A 16,306-nucleotide genomic window follows, 5' to 3' on the forward strand; every position below is an offset into this window, starting at 1 on the left:
TTTAACCAGTAAAAAGTCATGAAAACTACTACAATTATCAGTGCGATGGGTAAGCTCCTACCCTCTCATTTGGTGAATAACAGGTTCGGTTTGGTGAATAACAGATAATTTATTGATTGGCGAAGAGTTTTTTAAGCAAATCTTCCTTGCGGCTTCTAGAAACCGGAACTTCAGAATCGTCTTGTAGTGTCAGGCTGCCACCATCACCACGTTTGTATTTGCTTACAAAGCCGAGATTTATGATATGAGATTTATGCACTCTTATAAATTTGGTAGCATCTAATTTTTCTTCAAACTCGGCCATCGTGCTCGAGGCCACAATCTGGTTTTGTTGCTGCACATAAAAAACCGTATAGCTGCCTGAAGCCTCAACTCTCACAATATCGTCTTGCTTGATAATGATTGTCCCCTTGTTGGTAGCAATGCTAATCGTGTCAGGTTGGGATGGGCTTTCTTTTTCTTTACTGGTGCTAATGGCATCAAGCAATTTCTGGTGTTCGTTACGTTGTATTTCAATGGTTTGTTTCATCATGGCTGTGCGATAAAACAGGCCCGTTGTAAAAAATATCATTTCTCCCAGATACGCAATGCCCCAAAGTAATTGCAGGTATTCGTCTTGTTCTAAGCGGCTCAGTGAGCTTAACCTAAGCAATAATTGCTGTCCTACAAATGCCACCAGGAACAAAAAACATACCCCCCAAACCAGATATTTATTTTGCTGATTGTATAATTTCAGCAGCCCTATAATGGTAATAACGCTCAACAAAGTTTCTATCAGTTCAAAACCATTGTGTATAGAAATATATAATGGAACAGTATATTTTTCGACAACAACAAAGAGCTCAACAAGGCCATAAAAAGCCATGAAAAGAATCTGAAACTTGATAAATTTATCGAACGAAGGCCAACGGGCAGGTGTATTGGCAAACTCCCGCACAAAAAACAAGTAGCAGATAATTGATAAAAAAGAGAATGTCTGCGAGAATCGACTGATGAAGCCAACATCCCGTAAGCCAACAAAAATATCTTCAACTACCAGCAAGCTGATGCTCATGGCAACCCTGAGCAAGATACAGACAATGTAAAGGAGGTAGATAAAATAGATTTTCTCACGGAATAAGGCCAACTGAATAGCCGTAATTACGAGAATTAGCACCACTATACCTAAGAAAATAGGTTGGCCGTATTTACTGATAAAAGTATTACTTTTCTGAAGTTGTAGGTCTTGATACTGCGTATAATTGTATTTGAGCAAGGTAAGGTCATCGTGCTCGATAGCATAGTTTTTTATTTCTAGTATGTAATCGTGCACTTCACCTTTTTGCAGGTTCAGTTGTATAAATGAAGTTTCGCCCCTTATAGACCGCTCATGATATGGGCAGGTAAAGCCCGTTTGTCCTATCAAATTAGTATCTGTTTTTGATAGTTGGTACAGCTTAACAAAGCCTTGATTATTGCAGTAAATATAAGCCGTAGAATTTCCGGTTGAGTCGCCTTTTAGCTGAAATTTAAGCCAGAGTGTAGAGAATTTTGGTAAAACAAGTTGCCCGTTTGTTTGCTTAAAGATAAGCGTATCTTTAAGATTCAGTTCTTTGGTAACTTGTGTATCGCTGATAAGATAAGAACTATTTTTGAGCAGAGAAACCTGACTCACACAAGTATATGAAAGAAACATCAATAACAAAAACGTATGGATTACCTTCATTTCTGGGAATACGATGGAATATAATCATTCCAAAATATACAAAATGCGTTTGTAATCCAATGTTTATGTTAAATTTAGTTTCTCGGTACTTTATTCTACATCAGCATTTGAACTGCTGAATGCCTCAATGAGGTTTTGTTTAAACGCTTCGTAATCGGTGCTTATCTGTGTAGCTTGTTTTTCTTTATCTAACAATGCCGACAGTCTTTCGGGTATTGGTTGCTCCCCTATCACCTCTTCTACCACATCAAGAAACTTGGCATAGTGTGCGGTAGATAAAAACACGCCTGTTACCGATTCTTCGAGTGTTTTAGTATAATCTTTCAGACCCAGATACGCCACCGCAGTATGCGGGCATATCACATAACCTGTGCGCTCATAAACCAAACGCATGGCCGAACGTGTTTCGGTATCAGAATAAAAATAACCTGTCAGCATTTTTTGCATTTGGGCTAAATCATTGCCAAACAAGGCTTGCATACGTGGGAAATTGCTAGGATTCCCTACGTCCATGGCATTAGAAATAGTTGATAACGATGGACTGATAGGCTCATAAATCCCAGACTTCAAATACTCAGGTACTACTTTATTTACATTGGTTGCTGCTATAAACTGTTTTACAGGCATACCCATGCGCCAGGCGATGATTCCGGCACTCAAGTTTCCAAAGTTGCCACTCGGAACCGATATAACCAGTTCTTTTGCCAAACCTTTTTTCTTTAGCTGTGCATAAGCGTTTACATAATAAAACGCCTGCGGAATAAGGCGGGCAATGTTAATAGAGTTGGCCGAGGCTAAAGAAAACTGTCCGCTTAATTCTTTATCCAGAAAAGCCTGTTTTACCAGTGCCTGACAATCATCAAAAGTGCCAGCAACTTCTAACGCTCTTACATTTGCGCCCAGAGTTGTTAGCTGCTTTTCCTGAATATCGCTTACTTTGCCGCTAGGGTAAAGTATGGTTACATCAATATTGGGGGTTTGGTAAAAACCTTGTGCTACTGCCCCACCAGTATCGCCAGAGGTAGCAACCAGTATATGAATTTGTTTTTCTGATTTTTGTAAGAAATAAGACATCAGCGCAGCCATAAAGCGGGCACCAAAGTCTTTGAAAGCCATAGATGGCCCATGAAATAATTCAAGGCAATAGGTATCTTCTTCTACCTCAACCAAAGGAGCCGTAAAATCAATAGCTTTATCGATAAGTGCCTTTACAGCATCGGCAGGTACATCTTCACCAATCAGGGCATAGGCTATTTCGAAGGCTATTTCTTGCAAACTTAGGTTTTCGACATTGTCCCAGAATGTTTGCGGGAGTGTCGGTATACTCGTGGGCATATATAAACCATTATCAGGCGGAAGACCACGAAAAATAGCTTCTTCTAAAGATACATCAGGGCTTTGGTGTTTGGTACTGTATAATTGCATAGAATGGTTGTCAGAAATTTGTTTTGTCTCAAATAATAGGTATAATCAATTATCTGCAACCCCGTAGGGGTGATATATCGGTAGAAAATAAGAACTAGTTTTAATGAAGAGGCTGTAGGATAGTGTATTAATTAAGGTTCAAGAAATAAACATTTTTCATTTTTTACAATATAATTTCTCAAGGTGCGCAAAGTAGAGACAGGGCAGTGCCCTGTCTCTACAAAATCAGGCATTCCGAAGAACAATTATATCTTGAAACCTAATAAATATATCATCCCTATGGGACTCTACCTCTTATTACTTAGAGATTTTCTACCGATATATCATCCCTATGGGATTTTTTTATCACTTTACATCACAATTGTTCTGCAAAATGAATGTCAGGGAGAAAGTGAATATTTTTTGATGTCTTACCTCCCTATTCACAAATATAGGACGATTTGAAAAACCGTCCTATAAATTTATCTTTTCGTCAATAATACACTTTATAAGCGCATTATTTAGCAAGCATTTTCACGAAATCATCAAATAAGTATCTTGAATCATGAGGCCCTGGTGATGCTTCCGGGTGATATTGTACCGAGAACGCAGGTTTATCTTTTCTACGGATACCTTCAATGGTATCGTCGTTCAGATTAACGTGTGTAAGTTCAATATTTTCGTTGCTTCTCACCTGGTCTGGCTTCACTGCAAAACCATGATTCTGAGAGGTAATCTCGCAAAGACCTGTAATAAGGTTCTTCACAGGGTGGTTCAAGCCACGGTGACCGTTTTTCATTTTATAGGTATCAATTCCACTGGCTAGTGCCAATAGTTGATGGCCTAAACAGATACCAAATACTGGTTTTCCGGTTTCTACTACATCTTTAATTGTCTCTACTGCGTAAGGCATAGCGGCAGGGTCGCCAGGGCCATTCGATAAGAAAAAGCCATCTGGATTAAAAGATTTGATTTCTTCAATGCTCGACTTCGCATTGAAAACCTTACAGTAACAATCTCTTGAAGTAAAGTTGTTAAGGATACTTTTCTTCACGCCAAAGTCAAGCACGGCTACTTTGTATTTTGCGTCTTCTTCGCCTAGTGTATAAGGCTCTGGTGTACTAACTACTGATGAAAGCTCAAGACCTTCCATTGACGGGCATTTTTTTAGCTCTACCATCAACTCTTCAGGGTCTAGTATTTCAGAAGAAATAATGCTGTTCATCACACCTGCATTACGGATATGGCGCACAATCTGGCGGGTATCAACATCGCAGATACCAACTATACCTGCACGCTCAAAATACTCTTGTAAAGAATAATCGGCTGTTGTACGTGAGTAGTAATGATTAGCAAACGCATTACAAACCATACCGCTGATTTTCACGCTCTTCGACTCTTCTTCATCGTCTAATACTACACCATAATTACCGATGTGAGAAGTAGTATTTACAATGATTTGTCCGAAATACGAAGGGTCTGTATAAATCTCCTGATACCCGGTCATACCGGTATTAAAACAGATTTCGCCAGCCGAAGTGCCAATTTTACCAAGAGCTTTACCTTTGAAAAAAGTACCATCTTCAAGAAGTAAAATGGCGTCAGAAGGAGTATGAGTCATTGAAAGAAGAATGTATGTGTTCCGATAAATATTAAATAAAACTGTCTGATTTGTTTATGTCAAGCAAACATTTCAAGTACAGTATCGGAGAACAAAGTTATAAAAAAAATAGATACCTTAAGTATAATTATCTAGTAGCAAGCATCTTTTCTTTTTAAAGTACAATTATTGTCAAATAAAATCACATTACACTGTAATATTAGCAGAAATGTGTATTATCTGATTCGGAGAGAAATTGTGTCTAAAATAAACAACCCATTCGTAGAGACGACATGCTGGCGTCTCCAAAGGTCTGTAAATATTAGAAATTATCTATTAGGTTGGTCTCTCAAATATGATTTTTTGAGGTTTATAGACCCTTGGAGACGCCAGCATGTCGTCTCTACGAAGAAAAACATCTTCTTAAAATCTTAACCCTATTAGTTACCTTTCTTCATATCTCTGAAATACTGGTCACGGGTTACGTTATCGCTTGGTGCTGCTTCTGCCCCTGCTTTCCACGATTTATCTTTCCACGCACCACTTTTAATCGACTTCACAAAGTTGGCCCAAGAGAAGGGGTTCAACAGTGGGTTGGTTGTAACCGAGCCCCGGTTTTGTATCTGCTGTAGAAACTGGTTTTGCCCATATTTATAGTTATCGTAGGAGTTCATACCATGTACCGATGCCATCTTGGCCACGTTTTCGGTGCTATAGGTTTCTCGTAGAATCTGTCTTTCACGTTCATCAGGTAGTTTCATGTCTACCAGGGCCTGTTTAAATTCTTCTTCGGTACTGAACGGATAAACTTTAACTTCTTTTAACATTTTAGAGTCTACCTGTAGCTCTACAAATACCGAATAATCAACATCTGTTTTCTTCGGAATCACGTGGAATTGTTTCTTGAAACCAATATAGCTGAACACCACCGTATCACCCGGAAACACAGCTATACCAAAGTATCCTCGGGCGTTTGACAGGGTTCCTCTACCTGCCTGCGGAATAGTAATATAAGCACCCGGAAGGGGTTCTTTGGTTTGTCCATCAATAACCACGCCCGAGAAAGTAACATACTTTATCTCACCCTGCGAATGAGCTAAATTACTTATTATCAAGCAAATAAAAATAAATAAATATGTAAGATTTCTTTTCATCGTTTCGTCAGTAAGGGTACTACCATACAAAAATACAACATTTTTCTTTCTAAAGAGGCTAAAATAACGACTAAGGGAAAATCTTTAGAAAGGTAACAATAAATGGCATCGAAAGCAGTAATCCATCAAATCTATCCATGAATCCGCCATGCCCCGGAATCAGACTCCCTGAATCCTTTATAGCAATACTACGCTTAAATAATGATTCTACCAAATCGCCGAGTGTTCCGGTTACCGAAATAATAATGGCAATTATATACCATTGCCAGGCCAGAATACAATCGAAATATTGTGTTAAAATAAACGCTATTATGAGTGCCAATATTGCCCCTCCAAAAAAGCCCTCCCAGGTCTTTTTGGGCGATACTCTTTCAAAAAGTTTTCGTTTACCCAAAAACCTTCCGGCAAAATAAGCACCTGTATCGCTACCCCACAAAATAAACAAGCATCCTAGTATCAATTTCGGTTCATAACCTGCTGTATCTGTCAATACCAATTCATTGATTAAGGCAAACGGAACAGCTACATAAATAATACCTAAAAAAGTGTACCCAAGGTTGGCAAAAGGCTTTGAATCTTTCTTTTTATAAAGTTTTATAAAAAACGTGAGGGTCAGTAAAGGCACAATTACATAATAAAACTTAAATGGCAACATATCTTTCTCGATAAAAAACGTGAGCGCATTTAATACAACTCCACAGAATGTACCATAAAAAGTCAATGGCAGATTAGAATCAAGTTTCAATAATTTATAGAACTCCCATTGTGTGAGTACACTTATGGTAAGAAACAAAATCCAGAAGGTCCATTCATTATATAATGTTGCGACTAAAATAATTGATACTCCAATAACAGCAGCAATGATTCGTTGGGTAAGGTTAGATAGTTGGTTTAGTTTCTGAGTCATTTTGGTTAAATATATCGATAATCACTTTTGCAATACCCTCCTGATGGTCGGGCACGTGTATTTCGCACCATCCCAGCAGATAGTTTCTGTCTTTCTTGTTTAAAACTACAGCCATTATTTCATGGGTCAGTAATTCATTCTTGAGGAGTTCAGCTTTAAAAACATTGGGTGTCTCAAAAACCTTTACCCATTGTACCATAGTTTCCATATTATATTTTTATCAAATATAAAGGTATTTTCTTTAAAACCTTACGCCTACACATATTGCATGTGCTATTTTTTCAATTTAAGGTCTCTTGTCTTTTCTAAACACAGCTTGCTTTTGTAGCGTTCTTAAAGCCTAACTTATTTATATAAACCGCCTTGCATTACGGTTTTCCGTGATTGATGCTTATTGGCTAATAGCTGTACTTTGCAGAGGTTTTATTATTTGATTTCAAGAAGAAAGTTCTTTCAGATACAGATTTTGGCTAAAGGTGAGGTAAAGTGAAAATCCTATGTCTAGTCAGAACGATTCAATAGTAATAACTAATACTTTAAAGTAAGCCCTTACCCACGCCCCGATGGGCGGTCAGAACGATTCAATAGTAATAACTAATACCCGTGTTCACCCAATAAATTGGGTGACTAATGTAACAAAGGAATATTTTAATGTATACCCCGACCGCTGCGGCGGACCGTTTAAGTCGGGGGTAGAGATAAGCTTCTTTTGTTTTATTAGACGGTGACCGCGACGGCGGACCGTTTTATTCACCGAAATGGCTTTATTGATTTAGCCAAAATCTGGTTTCAAAGAATGTTCTTTTCTTGATCTTATTCAACAAATACATGACTACTAAATCAAGACTTATGCCACTTGACATGTGCTTTGGAGAGTGTATGTTTAAGAAACTACGCTCCCATTTTTAAATACCACCTACAGGAAAACCTGTAGAGCCAAATCAAGGTTTCCCGTGATTGACATACAAAATTTAATCAGCGACTTTTGTTATGTATTTATCGGGAAGCCATACAGACATTTTTTATCCGATAAAAACCATTCATCAGTACCTTTTTATGTGTCATCAGCACAGTTGGTTTTTAGTGCCAAATGGCAAAATAAGTAAGATTGTACTTTTACATATTATACCGAAGGTTTTTTGAAAACAGCAGCTTATACCTAACAAATGGTAACCTTACGCAGGCGAAAACATGAGTAGTAACGTGCTCAACGATACCGTTGATTATACTACCCAATAAGGCCGACCTAATTGGGAATCAGAACCAACCAGATATGTTTGGCAAATTCTCGAAAAACCTGATGAAAACCAAAAAATATACTTTTGCTAATAAAAAGACTGAGTTGCTTGCATACATACAAAACTCAAATGGTTTCGTAAAATCGTTGATGGGAAAACGTACCGATAAAGACAATAAAACCACCACACGTACTAACAAATATGAGTATACATGCCTTTAAAATTTTTGAATCATGGAAACTATAACCGATGTAAAGCAATCGAAAAATATTTTATGGTTTAACCATAAGAAGTTTTTTGTTCGTACCGAAGAAGTGGTGTATCTGAAAAGTTTCGAAAACTATACAAAGTTCTACCTGAAAAATGGCAAACAGATTATGGCTTCGCACACCATGAAAATTTATGAACAACAATTGCTCGATAAAGGCGATTTTACACGTGTGCACCGAGGCACGTTGCTTAATCTGAAATACCTGACAAGGTTTGAAAAAAATACTGAAGGAAACTGGGCTTGTCTTTCGACAGGAGAAAGGATTTTTGTATCGAGAAGAAAACTAAAAAAGTTTGAGGGTGAGCATCCCTCAAACTTCTCAATATACTAGGCTAATGCCTTACGCATGAGTCTGAGCCAGTTTTTATGAAAGATATTCTCAATATCGGTTTCAGAATACCCTCTTTTTGCCAGCAGGTGCTGATATTTCTGTAAGTCGGCAATGGTTTCTAAATCATACGGCGACTGCTCCTGCCCAAAAGTACCGTCAAGGTCGCTTCCAATGGCTATATGCAAAGTATTGCCAGCAATCTGGCAGATATGGTCGTAGTGGTCTATCAATACTTCAAGATTTGCACCTACCTCACGTGGATTTATCTCCCGTTGTTTTAGGTTGGGTTTCATCATCCAAACGTCAAGGCAGCCACCTATTACGGCATCTCTCTCAATTAGTCTTTTAATCTGTTCATCGTTCAACTGGCGTTGGTGAGGCACCAGACTACGGCAATTATGATGGCTCGCCCAAACTTGTCCTTTAAACAAATCCAGGGCTTCATCAAAACCATCATCGGTCAGGTGAGTCGCATCAAGTACCATTCCGAGTCTGTCCATTTCTTTTACCAGTTCCCTACCCTCTTTGGTCAAGCCGCCTGTCATGCCCGTACCCGGTGCATAACGCCCCGGTCCATAGTGTGCAGGCCCAATGGCTCTTAGCCCATAGGCATAGGCTTTTTCGAGGTAAGAAAGATTTACCAGAGAGTCGGCACCTTCAAGGCTTAATATAAAACCTACGGGTTTGGTGGCATCGTCAATGGCTGTATTTTCCCATAGCGCAATGTGGCTGTCAAGCTGGGCTGTGGTGGTAAGCTGCACCATTTCGCCGGCCTCAGTCATTGCCTGATACCAGGCTAATTGTGCCTGTGTCATGGCCCATGCCTGATGTGGAGAGTTCCAGCCCGAACCGGGCATATTGCCGTTGCTTTCGCTATAGCGCGCCAATTGCGTAGCTACTATTACAGCTATTTTGCCTTTGCGGAGTTCAGGCAATGAGACAACACCCTTGGCCCTGTCGATTTTATCGGTCATGTCTTTCTCCATCGTCCGGATTTCGGCTACCGTTCTTCGGTAATCTCTGTTCCATTCAATGGCATTCATGGCCATATCTAAATGCGCATCTATGATTATCATCTTTGGATTATTTTTGATTGAGCGGCCGCCGCTGCGGTGATTTATTGTAAATTAGTGAATGTCTATAACGCACAGATAAATTTAGTATCACTTTGAATAATAACCACAATGTACACGAAAGAGCACAAAGTAGCACAATTATACAATCACTCTTTTACCGCAGCGTCGGCCGCTAACTCACTCGATTCTCTTTTGCCTATGGCTTTATCAAACTTCTGCCGGATATGCTCCTTTCTCGCCTAGTTTTTTCAAGGCTTCTATAACAGTTGGTTTATCTTCCGGATAAGTTACGCCAAACCATTCTGATTCGTTTGAGAACACTTTACATTTGCCCAAACCATTATGAATCAGGTGGGTCATAACGGTTGGAATGTAAAATTCAGCTTTAGGCGAATGAAGGTTTTTCTTTGAATATTCTTTAAACATATCCTCAATAATCGGGAATACGTTTGGCTTAAAGCCCCAGAAATTCATCGAAACGATGGTATCTTCTTCTAGTTGTGTCAAAATATCGCTTTCTTCAAAAACAATCTGATTGTTTGGCTGGCGGTAGATTTTGGTGCGCTCGGTTACAACTTCTAAGAAACCATCTTTATCTAATTCGCAAACGCCTCTTGATACCGAGCCGTTTTCTGACAATGTATTTTTTATCTGGTAGCCAACCATTGCATGGCAGGTATCATCGGTATCGTTAGCCAGGAAATCAGCCATAATTTTGAAGCCTTCGTATCCATAAAAATCATCGGCATTAATAACCGCAAACGCTGTATCGGTTTGTTCCCAAGCACATAATACAGCATGGCCAGTTCCCCAAGGTTTGGTGCGTTCAACAGTACCTAGTTCGGCAGGCACATAGCTTTGTACGCTCTGAATCGCAAAATCGTAATCGATTTTACCTGCTAGTTTAGGCCCAAATATTTCCTGAAAGTCAGCTCTGAGTTCTTCTCTGATAATAAAAACTATTTTGCCAAATCCGGCTTTAATAGCATCATGTATTGAATAATCGATAATTGTTTCGCCGTTTGGGCCAAACTTATCTAGTTGTTTTATACCTCCATAGCGGCTACCCATTCCGGCCGCCAAAATCAATAAAGTTGGTTTTGACATAAAATGCTTTGGTTTCATTAATTTCCAACAAAAGTACAAAACTGTTTTGTTACTCCTCAAAAAGTTTTTCCGATTTTAATTGTAAAAAATACAATTAATAGGCTAGTTTTGTATTAAAACTCTAATATATTCAACCATGTACCTACGCTCTCTGTCCATTATTTTGGCGTTTTTTCTATGTTTTCAAACATTTGCCCAGGATTTCCCCCTCAATCAATTGACTACCGATAATTGGGATTTAGGCAACTGGAAACTAGCCGAAAGCATTGATAATCCTTACAAAAAGAAAGCAGGTTTTACTGCAGGCAATAAAATATTGTTTTCGAATACTCCGGGCAAAACTACATCAAAACTTATCACTGCCGATGCCAAAGTAAAATTCGATTTTACCTTGGGCAATAACAGTGATGCAATTTTCTACATTCAAGGCCGCCACGGCATTGTGTTAAGCAATACCCGTGCTATGGGGGCAATTATCAGACCTGACGGCACTTTGCAATTACCTGAGCAAAACGCTGGCAAAGCCGTTGGTTTATGGCAAACGCTTGAGGTAACTTTTTCTGATGCCCCTTTTGGTGGTGCATTAATTATCGAAAAAGTTACACTTAACAACGTGGTGATTCATCAAGGGTATGTGATTCCGACAAAAACGAGCAACGAAGGCCCGTTGGTTTTTGAAAACAAAACCGGAAGTATAGGTGTCAGCAATCTTCAATACCTGAAATACGGTAACGAAAAGCCATTGAAACTAAGTGACTTGACTTACGAAATGTATGAAACCTACGACTGGAACCAACAGTTTGCGCCTAAAAGCACTACCCCCAACGATAAAGGAACTACCACTACACTTACCAAAGATTTTGGCGCAGGGTATAACCGTTTCCTTCTGATTTTCAGAGGAAACCTTGATGTTGAAAAAGATGGCAGCTATTCGTTGATTCTTGACTACGCCGGAAAAGGTTCGTTGAAAATAGATGGCAAAGATGTGATTCCGGCAGAGAATGGCGAAAGCTACAGAAAACCAAGAGTCGCTTTTTTAGAATTAACAAAGGGCAAACACCCGATTGAGATACGTTACAACAAAGTATGGTGGAGAGCCGAACTAGGTTTGTTTGCCGCAGGGCCTGAAATAAGACCTTATGCACTACACGCCGGAACATCACTTCCATCGCCGCAGGCAGTTGGCGAAATAGATATTAAACCTACAAGCCAGGTTGAAATGGTTCGTTCGTTTGTGATGTTCGATGGCAAAAAACGTACACACGTTATTTCGGTTGGTACGCCAGCAGGTACACATTATACTTATGATTTAGACCAAGGTGCGCCATTATATGCATGGCGTGGCGATTTTGCCGATGTAACCGAGATGTTCCATGAGCGTGGCGAACCGCAATTGCTTAAACCTAAAGGCGTAAAAACTACTTTTTCGGGCAAACCAACGGTTGCCATGTTAGCAAACGCTAATGCAAATATGCCCGATACGCTTGATGCCTATAAAGAATTGATTTATAAAGGCTATGCGCTTGATACCGAAGGTTTACCAACCTACAAATACCAATACAGCGGTGCCGAGTTGACACAAAAACTTGTACCTTCGGCCGATGGCAGCATTACTACAACTATCACCGCCAATGGTAGCAACAACTTGTATGTTAAGCTAGGCGAAGCCAAGAATATAACAATGGTAAACAAAGGTTTATATGTACTCGAAAGCCCCAACAACGATAGCTATATTCAGCTTGACCCCAAACTGAAACCAATTGTTAGAAGCAACACCAAAGCAGGGCAGGAAATTATCTTACCCCTAACAGGCAGTGTAAGTTATACTATTTTGTGGTAAAATTTTATTTTAAAATACGTTATTCAGGTTGTTTTATAACCTAAACATATTCAACCAAATTATAGAAATGAAAAAAACATTCATTTTATTACTATTCACTATATCAGGCGTATTTGCCCAGAATCGCCCATTAGTTGAAGAAGATTTTTATCGCATTGTTACGCTTCCGGTGCCGCATGGTATTGAGCTGGAAGTAGGTGGGCTATCTGTTTTACCTGATGGCCGCTTAGGAGTAGCTACCCGCCGTGGCGATGTATGGCTTATCTCAAACCCATACATGAAAAATGGCACTATGCCTACTTACAAAAAATTTGCTACAGGCCTGCACGAGCCCTTGGGTTTAAACTATATCAACGGTAACCTGTGGGCAACACAACGTGGCGAACTAACTGTATTGAAAGATACTGATGGCAACGGCGTGGCCGACCAATACGAAGCATTCTATAAATTCCCATTATCGGGCAATTACCACGAATATTCGTATGGCCCGGTGTTGTTGCCAAACAAAGATATGTTGATAACACTAAACCTCGGCTGGATTGGCCACGGGGCAAGTTTATCTAAATGGCGTGGTTGGATGCTTAAGCTAACCCCAGATGGTAAAATGACACCTTGGGCTACCGGTTTGCGCTCTCCTGCGGGCTTTGCTGTATTAAGCAATGGAGATATTTACTATACCGAAAACCAAGGCGACTGGGTAGGCTCAGGCCGAATGACGCAACTGGAAGAAGGTGATTTTGCAGGTAACCCTGAAGGTTTAATCTGGACATCAGAACCAAACTCTCCACTGAAACTACAGGCATCAAATGTACCTGATACCGGCGAACCTATGTATGATGTAGCCAGCAAAGTGCCAAACCTTAAAGTTCCGGCAGTTTGGTTTCCGCATACACTGATGGGGATTTCGACATCTGACATTGCTGAAGATCTATCAGGCGGTAAATTCGGACCATTTGAAGGCCAACTATTTGTAGGAGACCAAGGACACAGCAAAATTATGCGTGTGTTTTTAGAGAAAGTAAAAGGCAAAAGCCAGGGTGCTTGTTTCCCATTCCGTGAAGGTTTCCAATCGGGTATTTTGCGTATGCAATGGGGACTTGATAAATCAATGTTTGTGGGTATGACAAGCCGTGGCTGGTCGTCGACAGGTAAAGATGAATTTGGTTTGCAAAGATTAGAATGGACAGGGAAAACGCCTTTCGAAATGAAAACTATCAAATCGATGCCTGATGGTTTCCTTGTAGAGTTTACTCAACCAGTTGATAAAGCTGTGGCAAAAGACCCTGAGTCTTATAAAGTAAATAGCTTTACTTACAAATACCACCACAACTACGGTAGCCCGATTATCAATACGAAGTCTTTGAAAATCAAAGCTATTCAGGTAGCAGAAGATGGTATGAGTGTTCGTCTGGCGATAGATTCTCTACGTTTAGGTTATATTCATGAACTAAGACTAGAAGGCATCAAAAATACTGAAGACAGAGCCTTATTGCATAATTTCGGATACTACACGCTTAATAATATTAACGATGCTGCTCCTAAAATGGACGTAGCTAAATATGCAGTAATAGAGAAAAAACCAGCCGATGAGCACGCAGGGCATTCGATGAGCAATATGCCTAAAACCGACATGAAAGCCACTGCCAAAAGAATTAACGAAATACCGGAAAGCTGGGGCGGCAAAGTTGACCAGACGATTACGATAGGCACTAAACCGGGTCTCAAATTTGATGTTGCCAAATTACAGGTAAAAGCAGGCAGCAAAATTCGTATCGTATTCAACAACAACGATGATATGCTACACAACCTTGTAATTGTAAAACCGGGTACTGTTGGTAAAGTTGGCGAAGCAGCCTTTAAAATGGGTTTAGATGGCGAAAGCAAAGCCTATGTTCCTGAATTGAGCGAAGTATTGTTCCATACAGGCTTAATGCAGCCCGAAGCACAGGAAACTATTTATTTTGTAGCACCAAGCACACCGGGCGATTATACATTTGTATGTACCTACCCTGGGCATTATACCGTTATGCAGGGTATTATGAAGGTGGTGAAATAAGGATTAATACTATAGAAGACCCCATCCCCAACCCTTCCCCAACAGTGGGGAAGGGAGCAGGAAGTCCCTCTCCCCACTGTTGGGGAGCGGCCGCCGCTGCGGAGGGATTTAGGGAGTGGGGTATTTTTATTTACCCACAAGTATCACTCAGGCACAAGAGAACAAGCTGCTATAAATGTGTTCACAATTTTGGCGGACTCTTCGGTTTTCTCAAACATTCCGGCGTGAGCTACCCCACTCAGTACTGCTGTATGGCCTTTTTTCAAGAGCTTCATTTGCTCTTTGACCGATTCTACCGATACAAATTTATCTTCTTCTCCGGCAAGAATCATTATCGGATACCCCGCCTGCTTTAATACCTTTGTGGTATCTTTGCGGTTGCGCATAGCCAATTGGGCATTCTTCAACGAGCGTTTCGAAAACACACTGTAACGCTCAATATGGCTTTCTATTTGCTTTTTATTCTTTTTCTTGAAATCGTCGGTAAACATTTTCGGATAAAAATCCTTGATAAAGTCCTGTGTACCATGTTTCTCGATAAAATCGATGGTTTTCAGGCGTGTTGCTTTTCTCTCTTCATCATCAGCATAAGCCGACGAATGAAAAAGCCCTAGTCCATGCACCATTTCCGGGTATTTTTCGGCAAATGCCAATGCAATGTAGCCTCCCATCGAATGCCCTATTAAAACACATCTTTCTACATCTCTTTCTTTCAGAAATTCCTTGAGCCATTTTACATAGTCTTCAATACTTTCGCAATCTGTAAATGTGGCGTAGTCGGGAGTATAGTATGTGTGTTTTTTAGGAAGTAACGACATAAAATCAGTCCACACGAAATGGTCTTCACCAAAGCCATGTATCAAAATAATATTCATGTTCTTTGTTGGTAAATGAGTAAATTAGCAAGCAATAAATCAGCAAAAAACGCTTGATTATGAAACATTTTTGGCTTTAACAGAAGCTAATTGGTTTTGTTTAATTTTTTACTCTGGTTAATAATAATTACAACTAAAACAACTTCCTTAATCCTCTTATAATGAAAAAGGCGGAAAAAATTCCGAAGATAATGGCTAAAATATTAATGTGAAGCAACGCAAAAATTATAGCAATTCCTAATAGTACAAGTCCTATTTTTAATCGTTCATTGAACCCATGCCAAAATCCATCCCGTTTCTTTCTTTTCTTTTTCTTCTCAAAAATACCCCTTTTCTCCTGCTTTTTAAAAAGCCCTCTGTTGTTATCTTTCGCCGCTACCCTGCTTTTCTTCTTAAACAACCCTCTTGGGAACAAATCTGTTTTGTCTTTTACCTGATTATTTCCCAGCGGAATTGAAATACCTGTTTCTGCCGCAATTTCATCATCATCGGGCATGGTTGGCAGAGTTATTTCTTCAATAGATGCAGCGCCGAAATCTTCGGGTAAAATAATTGGTTTTTCGGCTTTGTTTTTAGGCTTATGAAAATTCTCAGTAGTTGCGGTCTGAAAATGAGCGTATTCTCGTTTGCAGCCTAGCGCAACAAGCAATACACAGGCAAACTTTAGGGTTCTAAGCATTTGGATAATTTCCTGATAGAGCGAAAATGAAAAGGGACTAAATAGTGATAAAAGGCAACAAAA

Annotated in this window: 14 protein-coding genes; 4 read left to right on the forward strand and 10 right to left on the reverse strand. The window is 39.7% G+C overall.

What is annotated here, in order from left to right:
* Positions 1-109 precede the first annotated feature (109 nt).
* The 6 genes from WAE64_RS11910 to WAE64_RS11935 all read right to left on the reverse strand — a co-directional run bounded on the left by WAE64_RS11910 (position 110) and on the right by WAE64_RS11935 (position 6,978).
* On the reverse strand, positions 110-1,705 hold the full coding sequence (locus WAE64_RS11910) for a LytTR family transcriptional regulator DNA-binding domain-containing protein (RefSeq protein ID WP_340236702.1): 1,596 nt from the start codon (positions 1,703-1,705) through the stop codon (positions 110-112).
* Positions 1,706-1,795: 90 nt separating this feature from the next.
* Positions 1,796-3,130 (reverse strand): threonine synthase, encoded by a 1,335-nt coding sequence (gene thrC / locus WAE64_RS11915; protein ID WP_340236705.1) that lies wholly within the window; start codon positions 3,128-3,130, stop codon positions 1,796-1,798.
* 496 nt (positions 3,131-3,626) lie between these two features.
* On the reverse strand, positions 3,627-4,730 hold the full coding sequence (carA, locus tag WAE64_RS11920) for a glutamine-hydrolyzing carbamoyl-phosphate synthase small subunit (protein ID WP_340236706.1): 1,104 nt from the start codon (positions 4,728-4,730) through the stop codon (positions 3,627-3,629).
* A gap of 419 nt (positions 4,731-5,149) precedes the next feature.
* Positions 5,150-5,863, reverse strand: coding sequence for a carboxypeptidase-like regulatory domain-containing protein (locus WAE64_RS11925; RefSeq protein ID WP_340236709.1), 714 nt, complete (start codon positions 5,861-5,863; stop codon positions 5,150-5,152).
* Between the two features lie 70 nt (positions 5,864-5,933).
* Complete coding sequence (locus tag WAE64_RS11930; RefSeq protein WP_340236710.1) at positions 5,934-6,770, reverse strand: phosphatidate cytidylyltransferase; 837 nt, start codon at positions 6,768-6,770, stop codon at positions 5,934-5,936.
* Entirely contained in the window at positions 6,742-6,978 is a 237-nt protein-coding gene (locus WAE64_RS11935; RefSeq protein WP_340236712.1) for a putative signal transducing protein, read from the reverse strand. The genes WAE64_RS11930 and WAE64_RS11935 overlap by 29 nt, the downstream gene beginning before the upstream one ends.
* 1,011 nt (positions 6,979-7,989) lie before the next feature.
* Between WAE64_RS11935 and WAE64_RS11940 the strand changes: the two genes are divergently transcribed.
* Complete coding sequence (locus WAE64_RS11940) at positions 7,990-8,229, forward strand: hypothetical protein (protein ID WP_340236713.1); 240 nt, start codon at positions 7,990-7,992, stop codon at positions 8,227-8,229.
* Positions 8,230-8,241: 12 nt separating this feature from the next.
* Entirely contained in the window at positions 8,242-8,610 is a 369-nt protein-coding gene (locus WAE64_RS11945) for a LytR/AlgR family response regulator transcription factor (protein WP_340236715.1), read from the forward strand.
* Here the strand turns inward: WAE64_RS11945 and WAE64_RS11950 are convergent.
* Positions 8,607-9,686, reverse strand: coding sequence for a dipeptidase (locus WAE64_RS11950; RefSeq protein ID WP_340236717.1), 1,080 nt, complete (start codon positions 9,684-9,686; stop codon positions 8,607-8,609). The genes WAE64_RS11945 and WAE64_RS11950 overlap by 4 nt on opposite strands.
* A gap of 207 nt (positions 9,687-9,893) precedes the next feature.
* Positions 9,894-10,793 carry a nucleotidyltransferase family protein gene (locus WAE64_RS11955; protein ID WP_340236719.1) on the reverse strand — a complete coding sequence of 300 codons (900 nt, stop codon included), beginning with the start codon at positions 10,791-10,793 and terminating at the stop codon, positions 9,894-9,896.
* A gap of 217 nt (positions 10,794-11,010) precedes the next feature.
* Between WAE64_RS11955 and WAE64_RS11960 the strand changes: the two genes are divergently transcribed.
* Together WAE64_RS11960 and WAE64_RS11965 are read left to right on the forward strand one after the other, a co-directional pair.
* Complete coding sequence (locus WAE64_RS11960; protein ID WP_340236721.1) at positions 11,011-12,633, forward strand: PA14 domain-containing protein; 1,623 nt, start codon at positions 11,011-11,013, stop codon at positions 12,631-12,633.
* Between the two features lie 67 nt (positions 12,634-12,700).
* Entirely contained in the window at positions 12,701-14,689 is a 1,989-nt protein-coding gene (locus WAE64_RS11965) for a plastocyanin/azurin family copper-binding protein (RefSeq protein WP_340236723.1), read from the forward strand.
* Between the two features lie 143 nt (positions 14,690-14,832).
* On the opposite strand, the gene WAE64_RS11970 is transcribed toward WAE64_RS11965, so the two are convergent.
* Positions 14,833-15,564 (reverse strand): alpha/beta fold hydrolase, encoded by a 732-nt coding sequence (locus WAE64_RS11970; protein ID WP_340236725.1) that lies wholly within the window; start codon positions 15,562-15,564, stop codon positions 14,833-14,835.
* A gap of 133 nt (positions 15,565-15,697) precedes the next feature.
* Positions 15,698-16,243 (reverse strand): hypothetical protein, encoded by a 546-nt coding sequence (locus tag WAE64_RS11975; RefSeq protein WP_340236727.1) that lies wholly within the window; start codon positions 16,241-16,243, stop codon positions 15,698-15,700.
* Positions 16,244-16,306: the final 63 nt, after the last annotated feature.

Origin of the sequence: Emticicia soli (assembly GCF_037860775.1) — a bacterium.
GTDB lineage: Bacteria > Bacteroidota > Bacteroidia > Cytophagales > Spirosomataceae > Emticicia > Emticicia soli.

What these genes read in the sequence shown, in the direction of transcription:
- WAE64_RS11910 (WP_340236702.1), bottom strand. Translation starts at nt 1,705, where the DNA reads ATGAAGGTAATCCATACGTTTTTGTTATTGATGTTTCTTTCATATACT.
- thrC (WP_340236705.1), bottom strand. Translation starts at nt 3,130, where the DNA reads ATGCAATTATACAGTACCAAACACCAAAGCCCTGATGTATCTTTAGAA.
- carA (WP_340236706.1), bottom strand. Translation starts at nt 4,730, where the DNA reads ATGACTCATACTCCTTCTGACGCCATTTTACTTCTTGAAGATGGTACT.
- WAE64_RS11925 (WP_340236709.1), bottom strand. Translation starts at nt 5,863, where the DNA reads ATGAAAAGAAATCTTACATATTTATTTATTTTTATTTGCTTGATAATA.
- WAE64_RS11930 (WP_340236710.1), bottom strand. Translation starts at nt 6,770, where the DNA reads ATGACTCAGAAACTAAACCAACTATCTAACCTTACCCAACGAATCATT.
- WAE64_RS11935 (WP_340236712.1), bottom strand. Translation starts at nt 6,978, where the DNA reads ATGGAAACTATGGTACAATGGGTAAAGGTTTTTGAGACACCCAATGTT.
- WAE64_RS11945 (WP_340236715.1), top strand. Translation starts at nt 8,242, where the DNA reads ATGGAAACTATAACCGATGTAAAGCAATCGAAAAATATTTTATGGTTT.
- WAE64_RS11950 (WP_340236717.1), bottom strand. Translation starts at nt 9,686, where the DNA reads ATGATAATCATAGATGCGCATTTAGATATGGCCATGAATGCCATTGAA.
- WAE64_RS11955 (WP_340236719.1), bottom strand. Translation starts at nt 10,793, where the DNA reads ATGTCAAAACCAACTTTATTGATTTTGGCGGCCGGAATGGGTAGCCGC.
- WAE64_RS11965 (WP_340236723.1), top strand. Translation starts at nt 12,701, where the DNA reads ATGAAAAAAACATTCATTTTATTACTATTCACTATATCAGGCGTATTT.
- WAE64_RS11970 (WP_340236725.1), bottom strand. Translation starts at nt 15,564, where the DNA reads ATGAATATTATTTTGATACATGGCTTTGGTGAAGACCATTTCGTGTGG.
- WAE64_RS11975 (WP_340236727.1), bottom strand. Translation starts at nt 16,243, where the DNA reads ATGCTTAGAACCCTAAAGTTTGCCTGTGTATTGCTTGTTGCGCTAGGC.